This is a genomic window from Aeromonas sp. 3P (assembly GCF_051919745.1).
Lineage (GTDB): Bacteria > Pseudomonadota > Gammaproteobacteria > Enterobacterales > Aeromonadaceae > Aeromonas > Aeromonas veronii.
In genome coordinates this window covers 4,572,962-4,588,978 of sequence record NZ_JBQBED010000001.1, presented here as the reverse complement: position 1 = coordinate 4,588,978, position 16,017 = coordinate 4,572,962, and the positions used below count along the sequence as shown (strand labels likewise).

16 protein-coding genes and 1 other RNA gene are annotated in these 16,017 nt (G+C 59.4%); 8 read left to right on the top strand and 9 right to left on the bottom strand.

Annotated elements, in window-relative coordinates; all coding sequences use genetic code 11:
* Window positions 1–33 precede the first annotated feature (33 nt).
* Window positions 34–423, bottom strand: a complete 390-nt coding sequence (gene gcvH, locus ACTG19_RS21370; protein WP_005333898.1) for a glycine cleavage system protein GcvH — start codon at window positions 421–423, stop codon at window positions 34–36.
* Between the two features lie 84 nt (window positions 424–507).
* A complete protein-coding gene (gene gcvT, locus ACTG19_RS21365) occupies window positions 508–1,605 on the bottom strand; it encodes a glycine cleavage system aminomethyltransferase GcvT (protein WP_113739263.1) in 1,098 nt (365 codons plus the stop codon).
* Between gcvT and ACTG19_RS21360 the strand changes: the two genes are divergently transcribed.
* On the top strand, window positions 1,582–1,809 hold the full coding sequence (locus ACTG19_RS21360; RefSeq protein WP_113739262.1) for a hypothetical protein: 228 nt from the start codon (window positions 1,582–1,584) through the stop codon (window positions 1,807–1,809). The two genes, gcvT and ACTG19_RS21360, sit on opposite strands and share 24 nt — an antisense overlap.
* A 212-nt stretch (window positions 1,810–2,021) precedes the next feature.
* Here ACTG19_RS21360 and ACTG19_RS21355 read toward each other — a convergent pair whose 3' ends face one another.
* The 3 genes from ACTG19_RS21355 to ACTG19_RS21345 form a co-directional block, all read right to left on the bottom strand.
* Window positions 2,022–3,290, bottom strand: coding sequence for an FAD-dependent 2-octaprenylphenol hydroxylase (locus tag ACTG19_RS21355; protein WP_113739261.1), 1,269 nt, complete (start codon window positions 3,288–3,290; stop codon window positions 2,022–2,024).
* Window positions 3,291–3,426: 136 nt separating this feature from the next.
* The gene (gene ubiH / locus ACTG19_RS21350; protein ID WP_113739260.1) at window positions 3,427–4,650 is read right to left on the bottom strand and encodes a 2-octaprenyl-6-methoxyphenyl hydroxylase; all 1,224 of its coding nucleotides are present in this window, start codon (window positions 4,648–4,650) and stop codon (window positions 3,427–3,429) included.
* Window positions 4,651–4,827: 177 nt separating this feature from the next.
* On the bottom strand, window positions 4,828–5,397 hold the full coding sequence (locus tag ACTG19_RS21345) for a UPF0149 family protein (RefSeq protein ID WP_005333908.1): 570 nt from the start codon (window positions 5,395–5,397) through the stop codon (window positions 4,828–4,830).
* A 173-nt stretch (window positions 5,398–5,570) separates the two neighbouring features.
* Between ACTG19_RS21345 and zapA the strand changes: the two genes are divergently transcribed.
* Window positions 5,571–5,903, top strand: a complete 333-nt coding sequence (gene zapA / locus ACTG19_RS21340) for a cell division protein ZapA (protein WP_005333910.1) — start codon at window positions 5,571–5,573, stop codon at window positions 5,901–5,903.
* Window positions 5,904–5,919: 16 nt separating this feature from the next.
* Window positions 5,920–6,101, top strand: a non-coding RNA gene (ssrS, locus tag ACTG19_RS21335) — 6S RNA.
* Window positions 6,102–6,296: 195 nt separating this feature from the next.
* On the opposite strand, the gene emrD is transcribed toward ssrS, so the two are convergent.
* The 3 genes from emrD to ACTG19_RS21320 form a co-directional block, all read right to left on the bottom strand.
* Window positions 6,297–7,493, bottom strand: a complete 1,197-nt coding sequence (gene emrD / locus ACTG19_RS21330; protein ID WP_005333920.1) for a multidrug efflux MFS transporter EmrD — start codon at window positions 7,491–7,493, stop codon at window positions 6,297–6,299.
* A gap of 262 nt (window positions 7,494–7,755) precedes the next feature.
* Window positions 7,756–8,418, bottom strand: a complete 663-nt coding sequence (locus ACTG19_RS21325; protein ID WP_005333923.1) for a glutathione S-transferase family protein — start codon at window positions 8,416–8,418, stop codon at window positions 7,756–7,758.
* 168 nt (window positions 8,419–8,586) lie between these two features.
* Entirely contained in the window at window positions 8,587–9,036 is a 450-nt protein-coding gene (locus ACTG19_RS21320) for a hypothetical protein (RefSeq protein ID WP_182963634.1), read from the bottom strand.
* A 199-nt stretch (window positions 9,037–9,235) separates the two neighbouring features.
* Here ACTG19_RS21320 and suhB point away from each other — a divergent pair, with 199 nt between their 5' ends.
* Window positions 9,236–10,039, top strand: a complete 804-nt coding sequence (suhB, locus tag ACTG19_RS21315) for an inositol-1-monophosphatase (RefSeq protein ID WP_021230872.1) — start codon at window positions 9,236–9,238, stop codon at window positions 10,037–10,039.
* Window positions 10,040–10,444: 405 nt separating this feature from the next.
* On the opposite strand, the gene ACTG19_RS21310 is transcribed toward suhB, so the two are convergent.
* Window positions 10,445–12,076, bottom strand: a complete 1,632-nt coding sequence (locus tag ACTG19_RS21310) for a methyl-accepting chemotaxis protein (protein WP_439989541.1) — start codon at window positions 12,074–12,076, stop codon at window positions 10,445–10,447.
* A 337-nt stretch (window positions 12,077–12,413) separates the two neighbouring features.
* On the opposite strand from ACTG19_RS21310, the gene ACTG19_RS21305 reads away from it, so the two are divergent.
* From ACTG19_RS21305 to ACTG19_RS21290, 4 genes are all read left to right on the top strand, one after another.
* Window positions 12,414–13,346 carry a ZIP family metal transporter gene (locus tag ACTG19_RS21305; protein ID WP_047440409.1) on the top strand — a complete coding sequence of 311 codons (933 nt, stop codon included), beginning with the start codon at window positions 12,414–12,416 and terminating at the stop codon, window positions 13,344–13,346.
* A gap of 168 nt (window positions 13,347–13,514) precedes the next feature.
* Entirely contained in the window at window positions 13,515–14,207 is a 693-nt protein-coding gene (gene mtnN, locus ACTG19_RS21300) for a 5'-methylthioadenosine/S-adenosylhomocysteine nucleosidase (RefSeq protein WP_040067225.1), read from the top strand.
* Window positions 14,204–15,166, top strand: coding sequence for a cobalamin biosynthesis protein CobD/CbiB (locus ACTG19_RS21295; RefSeq protein ID WP_201989190.1), 963 nt, complete (start codon window positions 14,204–14,206; stop codon window positions 15,164–15,166). Before mtnN ends, ACTG19_RS21295 begins: the two co-directional genes overlap by 4 nt.
* Window positions 15,159–15,992, top strand: coding sequence for a cobalamin-binding protein (locus ACTG19_RS21290; protein WP_162628371.1), 834 nt, complete (start codon window positions 15,159–15,161; stop codon window positions 15,990–15,992). The genes ACTG19_RS21295 and ACTG19_RS21290 overlap by 8 nt, the downstream gene beginning before the upstream one ends.
* Window positions 15,993–16,017 lie beyond the last annotated feature (25 nt).

Sequence of the window (16,017 nt, the reverse complement as noted above, 5' to 3'; positions counted from 1 at the left end):
GGGGCCCTGCTGTGTTGGCAGGGCCCGGGGGCATTACTCTTCGTCCACCACGTTCTGGTAGCCTTCGGCATCCAGCAGGTTGGCCAGTTCGCTCTCGTCATCGAGCTTGATGCGGAACAGCCAGCCAGCGCTGTAGGGGTCGGAGTTGACCAGCTCGGGGCTCCCTTCCAACTCTTCGTTGACGGCAATGATCTCGCCGCTCACCGGGCTGTAGATATCGGAGGCCGCCTTGACCGACTCGGCCACGGCGCAGTCGTCACCGGCACTGACCTGCTTGCCCACTTCCGGCAGCTCGACAAACACCATGTCACCCAGCAGCTCCTGGGCGTGCTCGGTGATACCAACCACGGCCTCGCCGTTGGCTTCAACACGGATCCACTCGTGGGAAGTGGCATATTTCAGTTCGCTCGGGATATGGCTCATTTGTGCTTCCTTTGATCTTTGAGTCGCGTTTAAAAACGAATATGAAAAGGGATGGGGGAGGCACTGCCCTCCCCCAAAACGGTATTAAACCAGCTTCTGGCCGTTACGGACGAAAGCGGGCTTGGTGACCTTCACGGTGACCAGCTTCTTGCGGATCTCCACCTCGGCCAGCTCACCGATATCGCGGGGCACCCGCGCAAGGGCAATACTGTAGCCCAGGGTGGGGGAGAAAGAGCCGGAGGTGATCACACCTTCCCGCTTCTCACCGTTTGCCGCGGTGAAGGTAACGGGCATACCGGCACGCAGCACCCCTTTCTCTTCCATCACCAGACCCACCAGCTTGGGCTGGTTGCCCGCCGCTTTCTGCGCTTCCAGCACGTCGCGGCCGATAAAGTTGCGATCGCTCGGCTCCCAGGCGATGGTCCAGGCCATGTTGGCAGCGAGTGGAGAGACTGACTCATCCATATCCTGACCATAGAGGTTCATTCCCGCTTCGAGGCGCAGGGTATCGCGGGCACCGAGGCCGCACGGGGCAACGCCGTTATCCAGCAGCGCTTGCCACAGCTCGCAGGCTTTCTCTTGCGGCACCACGATTTCATAACCATCTTCGCCGGTGTAACCGGTAGTGGCGATAAAGAGCTCGCCAGCCTGCACGCCGAAGAAGGGTTTCATCCCCACCACGGCGGTACGCTGAGCGGCGCTCAGCACAGCAGCAGCCTTGACCTTGGCGTTGGGGCCCTGCACCGCAATCATCGCAAGCTCGGGACGCTCGGTCACGGTGACATCGAAATCGATGGCGTGATGGCGGATCCAGGCCAGATCCTTCTCGCGGGTAGCGGAGTTGACCACCAGCCGGTAGAAGGTATCGGTTAGGTAATAGGTGATGAGGTCATCGATCACGCCGCCTTCCGGATTGAGCATGCCGCTGTAGAGGGCCTTGCCGGGGGCAGTGAGTTTGGCCACGTCGTTGGCCAGCAGGTGTTGCAGAAAGGCTTTGACCCGTTCGCCGGTCAAATCGACGATGGTCATGTGGGAGACATCGAACATACCGGCATCGCTGCGCACCGCGTGGTGCTCTTCCAGCTGGGAGCCGTAGTTGATGGGCATTTCCCAACCGTGGAAGTCCACCATCTTGGCGCCGGCTTCCAGGTGTTTGGGATGCAGTACAGTAGTCTGGATCATCGCATTCTTTCCTTAGCAAAAAGCCTTTTCGCTTTGGCGACCACCCTTGCGACCCGCGCCACCGATCTGACTGCACTACGTACAGCAAAAAGCGACCGGATCCAAAAGTGTGTGCTCGCTCCTGCCCTTGCCAGGCAAGAGGGATTCCTTGAACGGAGCGGATTATATGACAAGCAGGCGAGCGTGCCGCTCAAAAAAAACTAATCCCCTCCCGTAAAACTGACTCCAGACACTAAGATAAATGCAGTGATAAAAACAGCCATAAGCCGACTCAGGCGAGATTAAATTTTGATTTTTACCGTTTCGTCACAATTTGCGGAAAAACGTTTCGCTCCAGAGCAAAATTAAAGGCTGACACCCAAAACGGGTCATCAGCCTTGTCGGATTACTTTTGTTGTCAAAAACGGCGAGTAATATTAGTTTTTTTCACCCTTGGCCTGCATGGCACTGCCCTTGGTCGCAGCAACAGCCCAGTCAGGACGGGCCAATGCGGGCAACTCTCCCTCCAGCCCCATGGCGGCGCGGATCACCCCCTCCTTGAAGGGCGTCAGCAGATTGGCCGCGCGCAATCCCACGCCCCGCACCAGCTTCTTGAGCGGGTTGGCCCCGCTGAACAGCCGCTTGAGCCCTTCCATCGCCGCCAGCATGCGAGCCGCTTCGCTCTTACGCCAGCGCTCGTAGCTGCGCAGGTTGGCGAGCAGGCCGATATCCTCGCCCGCGGCATGATTTTGCAAGATCTGCTCCGCCAGCGCGGCAGCATCCAGCAGGCCAAGGTTGACCCCCTGCCCCGCCAGCGGGTGGATGGTATGAGCGGCATCTCCCACCAGCACCAGCCGCTCGCGGGCAAAGTCGCGGGCATAGCGGGCGGTAAGAGGAATCGCGCTGCGCGGCCCCTCCACCTTGCACAGACCGAGCCGGGCATCGAAGGCGGCGGTAAGCTGGCGATTGAACTGCTCATCATCGCAGGCGCAGAGCGCCTCGGCGCGGGCCGCAGGCAGCGACCAGACGATGGAGCAGAGGTTCTCTTGCCACAGCGGCAAAAAGGCGAGCGGGCCATCCGGGGTGAAGATCTGGCGAGCAACAGCTTCATGGGGTTCGGCGCAGCGCACCGTCGCCACCAGGGCGTGGTGGCCATAATCCCAGCTGGTGAGCGGGATATCAGCCTGACGGCGCACCCAGGAGTGAGCGCCATCGGCAGCCACCACCAGTTTGGCCGAGATGGCCTGACCATCTTCAAGGAGCAGCAGGGCGCCCGCCGGGCCGCTCTGCAGGCTCTTGGCTCTGGCGGGGGTCAGCAACTGGATATTGCTGGCACCTTCAATCGCCTCAAGCAGCGCCAGCTGGATCACCCGATTCTCGACGATGTGGCCGAGGTTGGCCTGACGCAGGCTGGCGGCATCGAAGTCGATATGGCCGAAACTGTCCTGTTCCCACACCGCCATCTTGTCGTAGGCCTGCAGGCGGCGCGCTTCAATGCCGTCCCAGGCGCCGACATGGCGCAGGATCTGCTGGCTGGCCAGACTCAGGGCGCTGACCCGGTTATCGGCCACCTCCCCCAGCTGCGGATCGGGCAGTTGCCCCTCCACCACCAGCACCTTGAGGGCGCTATGTTTCAGGGCCGCAGCGAGCCCCAGCCCCACCATGCCGCCACCGACAATCACCACATCCACATTTTGCATCTGCATCATCTCATCCTTTCAGGGCTGACCGGCTGGCCAGCGAGGTGACGCCCGCAGGCATCACCTCTTTATTCAATAGGTTTTGATCAACGAATGGCGGTCACCATCTTCCGGTCAACAGGTTCCACTCAACAAGTGCTGGCTAGTTGCCGCACACATCAGCGACAAAGCCCAGGGTGCGCGAGGCAAGCGGCGCCTTGAGGCACGGGAATCGCCCCATCAGGGTGAGCGCCAGATTGCGCCCCGCCACCAGCGGATCGTGACCATTGGAGAAGAGCTGGGCCAGCGAAGAGGTGAGCCAGACGGTCTGCTCCTGATCGCGCTGACGCTGCTGCCAGTAGCCACTCAGTACCTGGAAGCTGCCGATATCCTCCCCCTCTGCCAACGCCTTGGCTACGGCGCCGGTAAGCAGGTCGAGATCCCGCATCCCGAGGTTGAAGCCCTGTCCGGCAATCGGGTGCAGGGCGTGGGCGGCATTACCCACCAGCACGGTGCGCTGGGCCAGCGGGTAGTCGCAGGCGGTCAGGATGAGCGGATAGACGTGACGCACGCCGCATCGCTCGAAGCGGCCGAGTCGCCAGCCAAAGGCCTGCTGCAGACGGGCAAGAAACGCCGCCTCATTGAGGGCCATCAGCTCATCCACCTCATGCTGCCCGACGCTCCATACCAGCGAGGAGAGCCCCTCCTGCATCGGCAGCAGGGCCAGCGGCCCCCCTTCGGTAAAACGCTCGAAGGCGCGTCCCTCAGGGTCTTGCGCCGTTTTGACCGTGGCGATGATGGCGTGCTGCTCAAAGTCGTGGCGGGTCACCGGCAACTTGAAGTGCTGACGCACAAAGGAGTTGCCGCCGTCTGCCGCCACCAGCAGGCGGGTCTCAATCTGTTCACCGCTCTCGAGGGTGAGGGTCACCTTCTCCTCATCGGGCGCAATCTCGCTCACCCGGGCCGGACAACAGACCCGGATATTGGGAGAGGCCGCCATCGCCCATTGCAGCTCATGACCGGCAGCGGCAAGCTCGATCACCTGGCCCAGCGCTGGCAGACCGTATTCGGCAGCCGACAGGCGAGCCTGACCGAAGTGGCCCCGATCCGAGACATGAATCTGGGTAATGGGGGCGCAATGGGGGGCAAACAGCGGCCAGAGTCCGCGTCGCAACAGCGCATCACAGGTACCGGCCGAAAGCGCAATGGCGCGGGCGTCGAACCCTGAATGGGTGTGCTGTTCGGGGACGCTTGCCTCCAGCAGCAGGATCTCGAGGGGGGAGCCATCGGATCGAAGCAGGGCTGCCAGCGAGAGGGCCAGCACGGCACCGCTCATTCCACCGCCGACCAGGGTGACATCGACCTGTCGCACATCAGATTGAGACATAAGCAGAGAGGAAGAAGTGAAAAAGGTGGCCTCATGCTATCACAAAGCCGCTGGCCGAATGCGAGGTCACCGGCAAAAAACCGGTTGCGCCTCACAGGGTTAGCTACCACAAGGAAATAAAAAAGAGCGCCATCAGGCGCTCTTGCAGATTCAGTAAGGGTCTCGTTGACCCGCACCTCAATGAAGGGTCGGCGGCGCGCTCGGGGTATCGGGGCGCTTGCCAAACTCTTCGAAGGCCATCATGACACCCAGTTTGACGTGTTCGTAGAGCACCAGGAAGGAGGCTTCGTTCTCGTCATCTTCCTGATCGAACTCGGCAGAGACCTGAGTGATGCTGGCGATATCCTGGATCATCTCCTGCAGCTCTTCCGACGCGCGGGAGAGCTCCTGCTGCACCACACCGAAACCGGCCAGAAACGCCTGTGACCAGTCCACCAGCGAATCGATGCGCTCGTCGAGGGGAGCATCATCGCTTGGCAGCAACAGCTCGACGCCCTTCTGGGCCATCAGGCTCTCGACCACATTGTGATAAAGATCGGTCATCACCTGGCGCACCGGGGCCGGCAGGCCGAAACCGTCGTTCACCAGATCGTTGAAATGGGGCAGCCAACTCTTGTCGTCCAGTGCCACACCGCCGCACACCAGACCGCAGATCACACCATGGGCCTCTACTGCGCTGGCCATCAGTTCATGTTGTTCCATGATGTCGGCCACTGCCGCATATTTAAGGGGGTTCGTTTTGCTCATCGAGGATCCGCTCAAAGTTCAGTCAAATTTGCAGAATTAATGGTCAGGATCCTAGCATTCTCCCTCTTGCAGAGCCAGCAAGGCCTTGAAACTTATGCATCTGCGCTATATAGTCCCGCCCAGTTGTCCACGTGGATAAAGGCGGAAATCAGCTCCGCCGTATTGAGGAAGGCATGAGCACAGAGGCCGTAGAAATCGTCATTTTGGGACGTCCCTACAAGGTATCCTGTCCCTTGGGACAGCAGGATGCCCTGCGCCAGGCCGCCGAGCAGCTGACCGACAAGTTGATCGACCTGCGTCAACGCTCCAAAGTCTCCAGCAACGAACAATTGGCTATCATGGCTGCGCTCAATTTCTGTCATGAGCTCTGCCTTGAAAAAGAGAAGAACCACCAATACTCTGAGACCATGGACAAGCGGATCAAGATGCTGCAGCGCACCATCGAAGCGGCCCTGATCGAGCACGGACAATATGGTGATTCCAGCGAAGAGGGGCAACAGCCCTAATCGCAAACCGTTTTAAAATTCCCTGGGATGTTTGTCAGCCGGTTCAAGTCCCCGAGCCGATATTCATACCAAACAGGGGATCTGCCTTCTGGCTATTGCGCATGCTCGGCACGACCGAGAAGCCTGCGGTCAGATCCGATCCCCGCCTTGAACCGACGGTTCAAGGGCCCAAACCGGCAACGGCATCTCGGGGTACCAACAGCAAAAGCCCGTCACCAGCGTGACGGGCTTTTTCTTTGCCTGATGATCAACGAACTGTCCCGTCCTGAATATGGTTTACACCTTTCCCCCCCAATAAATGGAGAACCCAATGGGACAAGGTGTGAAACGGACACAGCCATAACGACAAAGCCCGCCAAAAGGCGGGCTTTGTTTTGCAACTGGCAAGCAAATTTAGATGGCCATCTGCTCGTGAGGAGAACCGTGGTGGCGTAACCAGACAAAGCTCAGCGCCACGATCAGCACCATCAGGGTCATGATGGCCCCCAGGGTCACCTGTCCAGTCATCGGGAAACCGGCGGCCAGCAGGGTCACCACACCCGCCCCCAGATTCTGCATCCCGCCGAGAATGGCCCCCGCGGTGCCGGCCTGACCCGGGAAGGGCTCGATGGCACAGGAAGTTGCGGTCGGGTAGAGAATACCGCTACCGATGAAGTAGACAGCCGCACCACCAACCAGCGAGGCGGCACTCACCACCCCGAACAGCCCCGGCACCAGAATGATGAGTGAGCCGAGCGCAAGAAAGGCGATTCCCAGACGCATCAGTTTGCCCTGAGTCAAACGGAAGCTCAGCTTGGCAGAGAGCCAGGCCCCGAACAGATAGCCGGGCAGCGGCAGCACGAACAGCACGCTCACGGTACGGGCGCTCAGTTTCAGCACATCGCCCAGCAGCACACCGGCCGCAGCCTCGAACACTGCCAAACCGGCAAAGGTCGCCATTAGGCAGAGCAGGTTGCCCTGAAACTTGGGGTTGCCCAGCACATGACGATAGGCAGCACCGACGCGCAGTGGCTGACGGGCAGCAGCAGGCAGGGTCTCGCCAAACCAGGCCATGATCGCCAGGGTGGCTACGGCACCAAAACCGAACAGGAACCAGTAACCGGCGCGCCAGTTGAACAGCTCGGTCAGCCATCCCCCCAGCACCGGTGCCAGCAGCGGGGAGAAGATCACCCCCATACTCACCAGACTGTTGGCGCGGTTGAGCTCGGCGCCGTTGTAGCGATCGCGCATCACGGTACGGCTCATGGCGCCACCGGCACCGGTACCCAGCCCCTGAATAAAGCTACCCACCAGCAGGGCGGCAAAATGGGGGATGACCTGAATGATCAGGGTGCCCACCAGAAACACCATCATGCCGACGATCAGCACCGGGCGACGGCCGATGCGATCCGACAACGGCCCGTAGACAAACTGGGAAAGGCCATAGGGGATCAGGTAACAGGCCATCACCGCCTGCAACTGGCCCGAGGCCACATTGAAGTCCCCCGCCATCATGGGAATGGAGGGAACATAAAGGGTCTGGGTCATCTGGCCCACAGCGACCATCAGAATGGTCAATAAAAACAACGGATAAAAACTGTGCCGATCCATATCAGTCCCAAAAAATCGAAAAAATGCTGCCGCCCCTCTGGCACAAAATGGCCCAGAGGAATCTGATCACAGAGGTTGTGATGCAATCAAAAACAGTGTTGGAAACAGTAGGCGGGGAGCCCGCCAAGCCACCGCACAGGACGTTTGGTGGTATGGGGGCATCATAGTGATTCAGCTCACAAAAAACGAACGAATCTTTATAATCGGCTTGCCTTAGTTTTTCTAATATTATGGGGCACTTCGCCCCGTCAGCAGTTAAAAATCAACGAGTTACCATCTGTTGCGCCTGCTTGATCAGCTCATCGGGCTGCTCCTTACGCGGCGGTATGGTGATCCCCTTCTGGCAGGCAGGCTTCTCTGCCATGCGATCCATCCAGGCTTGCAGATGGGGCAATCCCTCGATGGAGATACCGCTCCAGTCATAAATACGCACCCAGGGCCAGGTGGCAATGTCGGCGATGCTGTACTCGTCCGCCAGATATTCGTGGTGGGCCAGATGGCTGTCGAGCACCTCGAACAGACGGCGCCCCTCCTTCTGGTAACGTTCGATGGCGGCGGGGATCTTTTCGGGGAAATAGCGGTAGAAGACATTGGCCTGCCCCATCATGGGTCCTACCCCGCCCATCTGGAACATCAGCCACTGGATGGCCTGAGAGCGGCGTTTGGGATCAGCGGGCAGCAACTTGCCTGCTTTCTCCGCCAGATATATGAGGATGGCCCCCGACTCGAATACGGCGAAATCGTCGTTATCCCGATCGACGATGGCCGGAATGCGGCCATTGGGATTGATGGCAAGAAACTCGGGCTTCTTCTGATCCAGCGCCGAGAGATCGAGAGGAATGACCCGATAGGGCAAACCCAGCTCTTCGAGGGCGATCGCCACTTTGAAACCATTGGGGGTCGCGGCGGTGTAAAAATCGATCATGATTCACTCCTTGTTGGTCATAGCCAAATTGCACAGTTTTAACAGGGTGCAACACCATAGCCACCTCATCTTGCAACAAGTGACCGGCTCCAGACCATTAAAAAGCGGCGCACCATAGGCCAAATAAGGCCACGGTGCGCCGCTGGTGCGCTCTGGCAATGGTAGATATTAGTTGATCACGGCGACCGGCTTGCGCTGGCGCAGCATGATCAGGCGGGAAAGCAGCGGGAAGTAGGACTCCAGCTTGCGCAACAGCACCCGGCTGCAGGCAGGCTCGGCCAGCTCCGACTCATCCAGCACGATGCCGTTTGAGACAAAATAGAAACGGGGGTCACGCACATCCGGCCCGCAGACCGTCAGCTCCTTGTCCCCCTTGCGGATCAGCAGCGGCAAGACCGGCAAACCGATCGTCTCATCCTCTCCCCGGGCAAATCCGGCATCCTGCCAGGGCGCATCACCGTCGATCAGCAGGATCTCCGTCTTGGCCGGTTGCCACTGGGCCAGGGGGGTCACGGTGATGTGGGCAAAGTGATCACCGTACTCGGGTGACGATCGTAAAATGGCCAGCAGTCCCTCGCTGGCAGTAGACACATTTTGACTCACTAATGACAAATTCATGGTTCACATCCCTATGCTCATGACAGCCTGTATCCGGCTGCTGGGATAAGACTAGCGCAGATCTGGTCTATATTGGAGCCGTCAAATCTGGCAGTGGTAATCAATTGGTCGTAGGGGGATAACAGTTGCCATCGCACAAAATACTGGTATCATACCGCGTCCTTTTATCCCCCGTTCTTTAACATCCAGTGGTGAACCTATGCATCCGATGCTGAATATCGCCGTGCGCGCTGCGCGCAACGCCGGTCAAGTTGTAGTAAAAGCCTTCTCCCAGCCCGAGAACATTGAGGCTATCCAAAAAGGCAGCAATGACTTCGTGACCAACGTTGACCGTGAAGCCGAAGCGGCCATCATTCACACCATCAAAAAATCTTACCCGGAGCACAGCATTGTGGCTGAAGAGTCTGGTGAGATTGCCGGTACCAATCCGGACTACCAATGGATCATTGACCCACTGGATGGCACGACCAACCTGGTCAAAGGCATTCCGCACTTTGCCGTCTCCATCGCCCTGCGCGTCAAGGGCAAGACTGAACAAGCCGTTGTTTACGATCCGATCCGTGACGAGCTGTTTACTGCTACCCGTGGTAGCGGCGCCCAGCTGAACGGCTACCGCATTCGTGTCGGCAAGGCCAAAGAGCTGGCTGGCACCGTGCTGGCGACCGGCTTCCCGTTCAAGCAGAAGCATCACATCGAGCCTTACCTGAAGATGTTCCAGAGCATGTTCATCGAATGTGCCGACATCCGTCGCTCCGGCTCTGCCGCACTGGATCTGGCCTATGTGGCTGCCGGTCGTGTCGACGGTTTCTGGGAAATCGGCCTCAAGCCCTGGGACACCGCTGCCGGTGAGCTGCTGGCAAAAGAAGCCGGCGCCATCGTCACCGACTTCGTTGGTGGCCACAACTACGAAAACTCCGGCAACATCGTGGTTGCCAACCCGCGCGTCCTGAAAGAGATGCTGGGCAAGATCCGCGAAGAGCTGCCGGAGTCTCTGGCCAAATAAGCCAGCCTTCGAGCAGACAGATAAAAAAACCGGCGCAAGCCGGTTTTTTTATTGCTGCGATATACCCTGTCAGAGCATTCCAACCAACTGCTTATGCTCTTCTTCCCCGTAGCATACGCCCCAACTGCTCGCCCCGTTCCCCATCCCCAAAACAGTTCGTCGCCCTTCTCTCATTAGCAAATACGCCTTAACCAACCTTCTTGAATATCACCGCGCACAGGCCGGGATAATTATCTGACCGCCCTGTTCGCCCAGACCTTCATCCTCTTATGAAGAGCCCCAACCATCTGGCCTCGTACCCATCGCCAGATAAAAAAACACCCGGCACATGGCCGGGTGTCGTGAGGGCAGGCAAAGCGCCCCGACTTTTATGAATGAAGAGGCCGGCGTACGCCAGCCCCTTTATCAGGCGAGGCGGAAACGACCGATGGTCTGCTTCAGACCCACCGCCAGCTGGCTCAGCTCCAGACAGGCACGGGCAGTATGATCGGCGCCCAGAGCCACCTCGTTGGCGGACTCGTTGATCCGCTCGACGTTGCGGCCCAGCTCGTCGGAGACCGCATCCTGCTCGCCGCAGGCGCTGGCAATCTGGATCGCCATGTCGGCAATTTGGGCGACCGCCTCTTCAATCTGCTGGATGCCGATACCGGTCTGCTCGCTCTGATCCACACACTGGCGGATCATTTCGCAGCTCTGGCCAGTGACCTCTTTGGCCTGATTGGCGCGCGCCTGCAGGGTTTCGATGATGGCCACAATCTCGCCGGTCGAGGCCTGGGTGCGGCCCGCCAGGGTGCGCACCTCATCGGCAACCACCGCAAAGCCACGGCCCTGTTCACCGGCACGGGCTGCCTCAATGGCGGCATTGAGAGCCAACAGATTGGTCTGATCGGCAATGCTGCGAATAACATCGACCACTACGTTAATCTGGGCGGATTCACGCTCCAGTTCGGCCACCAGCGTGCCAGCCTGCTCAATCTCTTCAGCCACACGGGTGATCGCCACCAGCGAACGCTGCACATCCTGGTTGCCTTTGCGGGCCAAGGTATTAGCTGCACTGGCAGACTCAGAGGTGTGCTCTGTATTGCCCGCCACATCAGCAACGGTCGCCTTCATCTGGGTCATGGCTGTCGCCACCAGCGAAATCTCTTGCTGCTGGCTCTGAATACCCTTGGCAGACTGTTCGGAAACCGCACTCACTTCGTCAATCGCCGCCCCCAACTGGGTAACCGCAGCCACCACCTCTTCAATCAGACCACGCAGGTTGTCCTGCATCTTGAGGGAAGCTTTGGCCAGCATGCCAAGCTCGTCGCGGCCGATATGCTGACGCTCCAGCTGATGAGTCAGATCGCCGGCGGCAATGGCGTTGGCCTGAGCCACTACCGCTTGCAGCGGCAGGCAGATCTGGCGGGTCAGGAACCAGGTCATCACCACCATGAACACCAGCAGAGCACCAATGCTCACCATGGCGAAAGTGGTCACCATGCTGACGCTGCCAAGCAAGCTGCTGCGGTTTTCCTTCACAAAACCGAGGTTCACATCGATCAGAGCATTAACAGCCCGCTCCAAAGATCCAAAAGCCGCATTCGAGGCAAATAACTGTGCCTTGGCTTGCTCTTGTTGTCCTTGTACCAGCAGTTGATCAAACTCGTTCACTGCACCTTGGTAACTGAGCCACTGTTGTTTGGCCTGATTAAACACCTGACGCTCATGATCAGCACCGACGGTCGCCTCATAGGCGTGAAATGCGTTGTCTACTTTCTGGATATTCTGCTGGATCCGGCTGCGGCGAGCCTGCAGATCAGCGGCATCGTTCACCATCAGCAAGGCGAACTGGGCACGACGGACATAGGAGACGTCATAGAGCAGGGTTTCAACCGACAGGACACTCGGCAGCGTAGAGTCGGTAAAGTTCAGCACCCGATCACGCACACCGCGCAATTCGCTGGAGAGAAAAACACCGAAGAGAACGTTGACTGCGGCAATGACCGCAAAAACCACGGCAATCTTTTTGCCGATGGAGAGATTCTTGTAAAACATAGTGGCGGGTGATCCTCTACTGCTGACAGGCGAATGGAGTGTGGCGATCACGTCCCTATGAGCAAATCCCCGGACCTTCCTGACGGGAAAAAATGCAGAACACCGGGAAGGTAGAGTTCCGCAAAGGCGCGCACTCTAGCACAAAGCGACCACGCCCTCACTTTTCTTTAAAAATTAAAAGCAACTTAACAAAACCAACAATCGGAGCCGGATCACAAAAAACTTCATATTCACCTGACGCCATTTTTCGATAGCGGCAATCGCCTTGCAGACATAGACAAGGGGCGGCCAAGTGGATGTAATGCCACCATCCACTTTGCACACTCGAGGCCATGCCATGGACCATCTCTCAGCTCTTCCTCCGTTATCCTGGTCACAGCAACTGCGCAGCCAGATGCAAAGTCGCCCGCTCACTGCTCTCGGCCTATTTATCGCGCTGGCTGCCGTCTTGTTGCTGCTGTTGCAGAGTCTCATCATGCTCGCTACCGGCGAGGTGACCAGCGGCGTGCGCTACGGCCTTGTCGGTGGTGCCGCCGGGTTTGCCGCCACCGCCATCGGCGCCCTGCCCGCCCTGTTTCTGCGCTCGGTGCCGCAAAAGGTAGAGGACACCATGCTGGGCTTTGCCGCCGGCATGATGCTGGCGGCCAGTGCCTTCTCCCTGCTGCTGCCTGGGCTGGAGGCCGCCGAGGGGATCACCGGCAACGGCTTTAGCGCCGCCGCCGTGGTGGTGGTCGGCATGACCCTCGGGGTACTGTTGATGCTGGGACTGGATCAGTTCACCCCGCACGAGCATGACAAAACCGGCCCCTGCGGCCCCGGCCATGAGAGCTGCTCCCGGGTCTGGCTGTTCGTCTTTGCCATCGCCCTGCACAACCTGCCGGAGGGGATGGCCATCGGGGTGAGCTTCTCGCAGGGGGATATGTCGGTGGGGCTGCCGCTTACCACTGCCATCGCACTGCAGGATATTCCGGAGGGATTGGCGGTGGCGCTGGCCATGTGCGCTGCCGGTTTTCGCCCCTCGGTGGCGGTGCTGGTTGCCATCGCCAGCGGCCTGCTCGAACCGGTTGGCGCCCTGCTCGGGGTCGGGCTCTCCAGCGGCCTTGCCATCGCCTACCCCATCGGACTTGGGCTCGCCGCCGGCGCCATGCTGTTTGTGGTCTCGCACGAGGTGATCCCGGAGACCCACCGCAACGGTCACCAGACCTATGCCACCCTCGGCCTGATGGCAGGCTTTGCCCTGATGATGACCCTCGACACCGCGCTCGGCTAAAGGCCCCCCTCCTATCTCATCAATGCTTTTTGTCACCTGCGGCGCTCCCATATGGAGCGCCGCGTTTCATCTCTCCTTTCGCTTGTGCCTCTCGGCGCCGACGCCATCTTTTGTTATGATCTACAGCAACTTAAATTCAGCCACACGGCTATCAAGACGAGGTCAGCAATGAAAGTAGGTATTATCGGCGCCATGGAGCAAGAAGTGGCCCTGCTGCGCAGCCAGATGAGCAACCCCACCACCCTGCAACTGGGCGGCTGCGAGTTCTATCAAGGGATGCTGGCAGGCAAAGAGGTGATCCTGACCCGCTCCGGTATCGGTAAGGTCGCCGCCAGCGTGGCCACCAGCCTGCTGCTGGAAAAATTCGCCCCCGACTGCGTCATCAATACCGGCTCTGCGGGCGGCTTTGCCCAGGATCTGCACATCGGTGATGTGGTGATTGCCAGCGAGATGCGTTTCCACGATGTGGACGTGACCGCCTTTGGTTACGAGATGGGCCAGATGGCGCAGCAACCCGCCGCCTTCCCCTGCGACGAGAAACTCATCGCGGTCGCTCAGGATTGCATCGCCGAGCAGGGCAAGCACCAGACCAAGGTCGGCCTTATCTGCACCGGCGATCAGTTCATGTGCAAACCGGACGCCATCGCCAAGGCTCGCGCCGATTTCCCGCAGATGCTGGCGGTCGAGATGGAGGGTGCCGCCATCGGTCAGGTGTGCCACATGTTCAAAGTGCCCTATCTGGTGGTACGCGCCATGTCCGATATCGCTGGCAAGGAACAGGTTGAATCCTTCGATGCCTTCATCGAAGTGGCCGGCAAGCACTCCGCCGAAGTGATCATCAAGATGCTCGGCAAGCTGTGATCGAGACCGGCTCGCTTGATTTGATGGCCGACGCCATCCTCTCGACGATGGCGGCCATTCTGGTGGGGGCTGCCCTGCTGGAGGCGGTGATCCCGTGGCCATCCCATCTGCGTCTTTCGGCCGTCACGCCCCTGCTGACCAGGCTGGGGCACAAGGTACACAGACCCGATGGTTCACCCGGCCAGCAAATGCAGGCCGGCCTGTTGGCAATGCTGGTAGTCTGGCTCCCCTGCGCTGCCGGGCTCTGGTCGCTGCGCAATCTGGCCCTGAGCGAGCCGATCTTCGACCTGCTGTTCCTGCTGCTGATGCTCGAATCCCGTCCGCTGCGCGAACTCGCCCATGCCACCCGCTCGCTCGCCACCCAGGAAACTCTGCCGCTGGCGAGATTGCAGTCTGCCCCCTGGCTCAAACGGGAGACAGGCAAACTCTCGGCCATGGGACTCGCCAAAGCGGTGACGGAGAGCTGCGCCCTGCGTCTGGTCGGCCAATGGGCTGGCCCGCTGCTGGGATTTGCTTTGGCTGGCGTACAGGGCGCCCTGCTCTGGCGGCTGGTGCAGCTGATGAATCAGAGCTGGAGTCGCAAAGATCCCGCCTTCGACCACTTTGGTCGCGCCGCCAGCGCGCTCTATCAGGGGCTCAATGCCCCCACCATCCTGCTGCTGGGGCTGCCACTCCTGTTGCCACGGCTCAAGCAGGCCACTCAACTGCTGCGAAGTGGTGCGATCTGGCCCAATCCCGCCATCGGGATGCTGCTGATGCTACTTGCTGACAAGTGCCGGATCCGCCTTGGCGGCCCTCGCTACTATCAGGGAACCTTGCAACGCTGGCCAGTACTTGGCAACAGTGGTGACCCCGGTGGAGAGTCACCACGCAAGGTCCTCAATATTCTGCAAGCAATTGGCTGGGGCTGGTTGATGCTGGCGCTGCTTGTCACTGTGGCGGGGTTATTTCATGGTTAGATGGTTGCGATTGCCGACTTGGCTGCCCTGCGCGCTGCTGGCCTGGTTGCCCGGTGTTCTGTTTGCCGCGACTCCGAGCCGGGTGGTGAGCATAGTACCCCATCTTACCGAGCTGCTTTATGACATCGGTGCCGGTGACAAGCTGGTGGCCATCGACGATGCCTCCGACTATCCCGCCGAGGTGAAAAACAAGCCCAAGGTGGCCAATTATCGCAGCATCAATGTCGAGGCCCTGCTGGCACAAAAGCCGGACTTGATCCTCGGCTGGCGCTCGGCCCAGTCTCGCATGCTGGCCCCGCTGGAGCAGCTGGGTATCCCGGTTTTCTACTCTGAGCCTACCGATTTTGCCTCGCTGGCCACCGAGATGCGGGCGCTGGGCAAATTGCTGGGTGTTGAGAAAAGTGCCAACGAAGCCGCCGATCGCTATCTGGCGCGTCTGCATTCCCTGCAACAGCGCTATGGCCAACCAACCGGCGTCAAGGTGTTCTACCAACTCTGGTACCCGCCGCTCACCAGCGTCAGTGGCAATGCCTGGCCAGCTCAGGCCATCGAACTTTGCGGCGGGATCAACATCATGGCGAATGCCAAGACCCCTTACCCTCAAGTGGACATGGAACAGGTGATCAGAGCCAACCCATCGCTGATCCTCGCGGGGAGTCAAGATCCTGACGCTCTGCGTCACTGGCAGAAGTGGCCTAATCTCGACGCGGTGCAGCATCAGCGACTCGATTTAATCAACTCGGATGAGCTGCACCGTTTCACCCCGAGAGCCCTCAATGCAGTGGAACAGGTTTGCCAAGCTATTACCCAACCCAACAGCAAGTAGCCAAAAAACAGCCATTCAGATCACG

What these genes read in the sequence shown, in the direction of transcription:
- gcvH (WP_005333898.1), bottom strand. Translation starts at nt 423, where the DNA reads ATGAGCCATATCCCGAGCGAACTGAAATATGCCACTTCCCACGAGTGG.
- ACTG19_RS21360 (WP_113739262.1), top strand. Translation starts at nt 1,582, where the DNA reads ATGCAGTACAGTAGTCTGGATCATCGCATTCTTTCCTTAGCAAAAAGC.
- gcvT (WP_113739263.1), bottom strand. Translation starts at nt 1,605, where the DNA reads ATGATCCAGACTACTGTACTGCATCCCAAACACCTGGAAGCCGGCGCC.
- ACTG19_RS21355 (WP_113739261.1), bottom strand. Translation starts at nt 3,290, where the DNA reads ATGCAGATGCAAAATGTGGATGTGGTGATTGTCGGTGGCGGCATGGTG.
- ubiH (WP_113739260.1), bottom strand. Translation starts at nt 4,650, where the DNA reads ATGTCTCAATCTGATGTGCGACAGGTCGATGTCACCCTGGTCGGCGGT.
- ACTG19_RS21345 (WP_005333908.1), bottom strand. Translation starts at nt 5,397, where the DNA reads ATGAGCAAAACGAACCCCCTTAAATATGCGGCAGTGGCCGACATCATG.
- zapA (WP_005333910.1), top strand. Translation starts at nt 5,571, where the DNA reads ATGAGCACAGAGGCCGTAGAAATCGTCATTTTGGGACGTCCCTACAAG.
- emrD (WP_005333920.1), bottom strand. Translation starts at nt 7,493, where the DNA reads ATGGATCGGCACAGTTTTTATCCGTTGTTTTTATTGACCATTCTGATG.
- ACTG19_RS21325 (WP_005333923.1), bottom strand. Translation starts at nt 8,418, where the DNA reads ATGATCGATTTTTACACCGCCGCGACCCCCAATGGTTTCAAAGTGGCG.
- ACTG19_RS21320 (WP_182963634.1), bottom strand. Translation starts at nt 9,036, where the DNA reads ATGAATTTGTCATTAGTGAGTCAAAATGTGTCTACTGCCAGCGAGGGA.
- suhB (WP_021230872.1), top strand. Translation starts at nt 9,236, where the DNA reads ATGCATCCGATGCTGAATATCGCCGTGCGCGCTGCGCGCAACGCCGGT.
- ACTG19_RS21310 (WP_439989541.1), bottom strand. Translation starts at nt 12,076, where the DNA reads ATGTTTTACAAGAATCTCTCCATCGGCAAAAAGATTGCCGTGGTTTTT.
- ACTG19_RS21305 (WP_047440409.1), top strand. Translation starts at nt 12,414, where the DNA reads ATGGACCATCTCTCAGCTCTTCCTCCGTTATCCTGGTCACAGCAACTG.
- mtnN (WP_040067225.1), top strand. Translation starts at nt 13,515, where the DNA reads ATGAAAGTAGGTATTATCGGCGCCATGGAGCAAGAAGTGGCCCTGCTG.
- ACTG19_RS21290 (WP_162628371.1), top strand. Translation starts at nt 15,159, where the DNA reads ATGGTTAGATGGTTGCGATTGCCGACTTGGCTGCCCTGCGCGCTGCTG.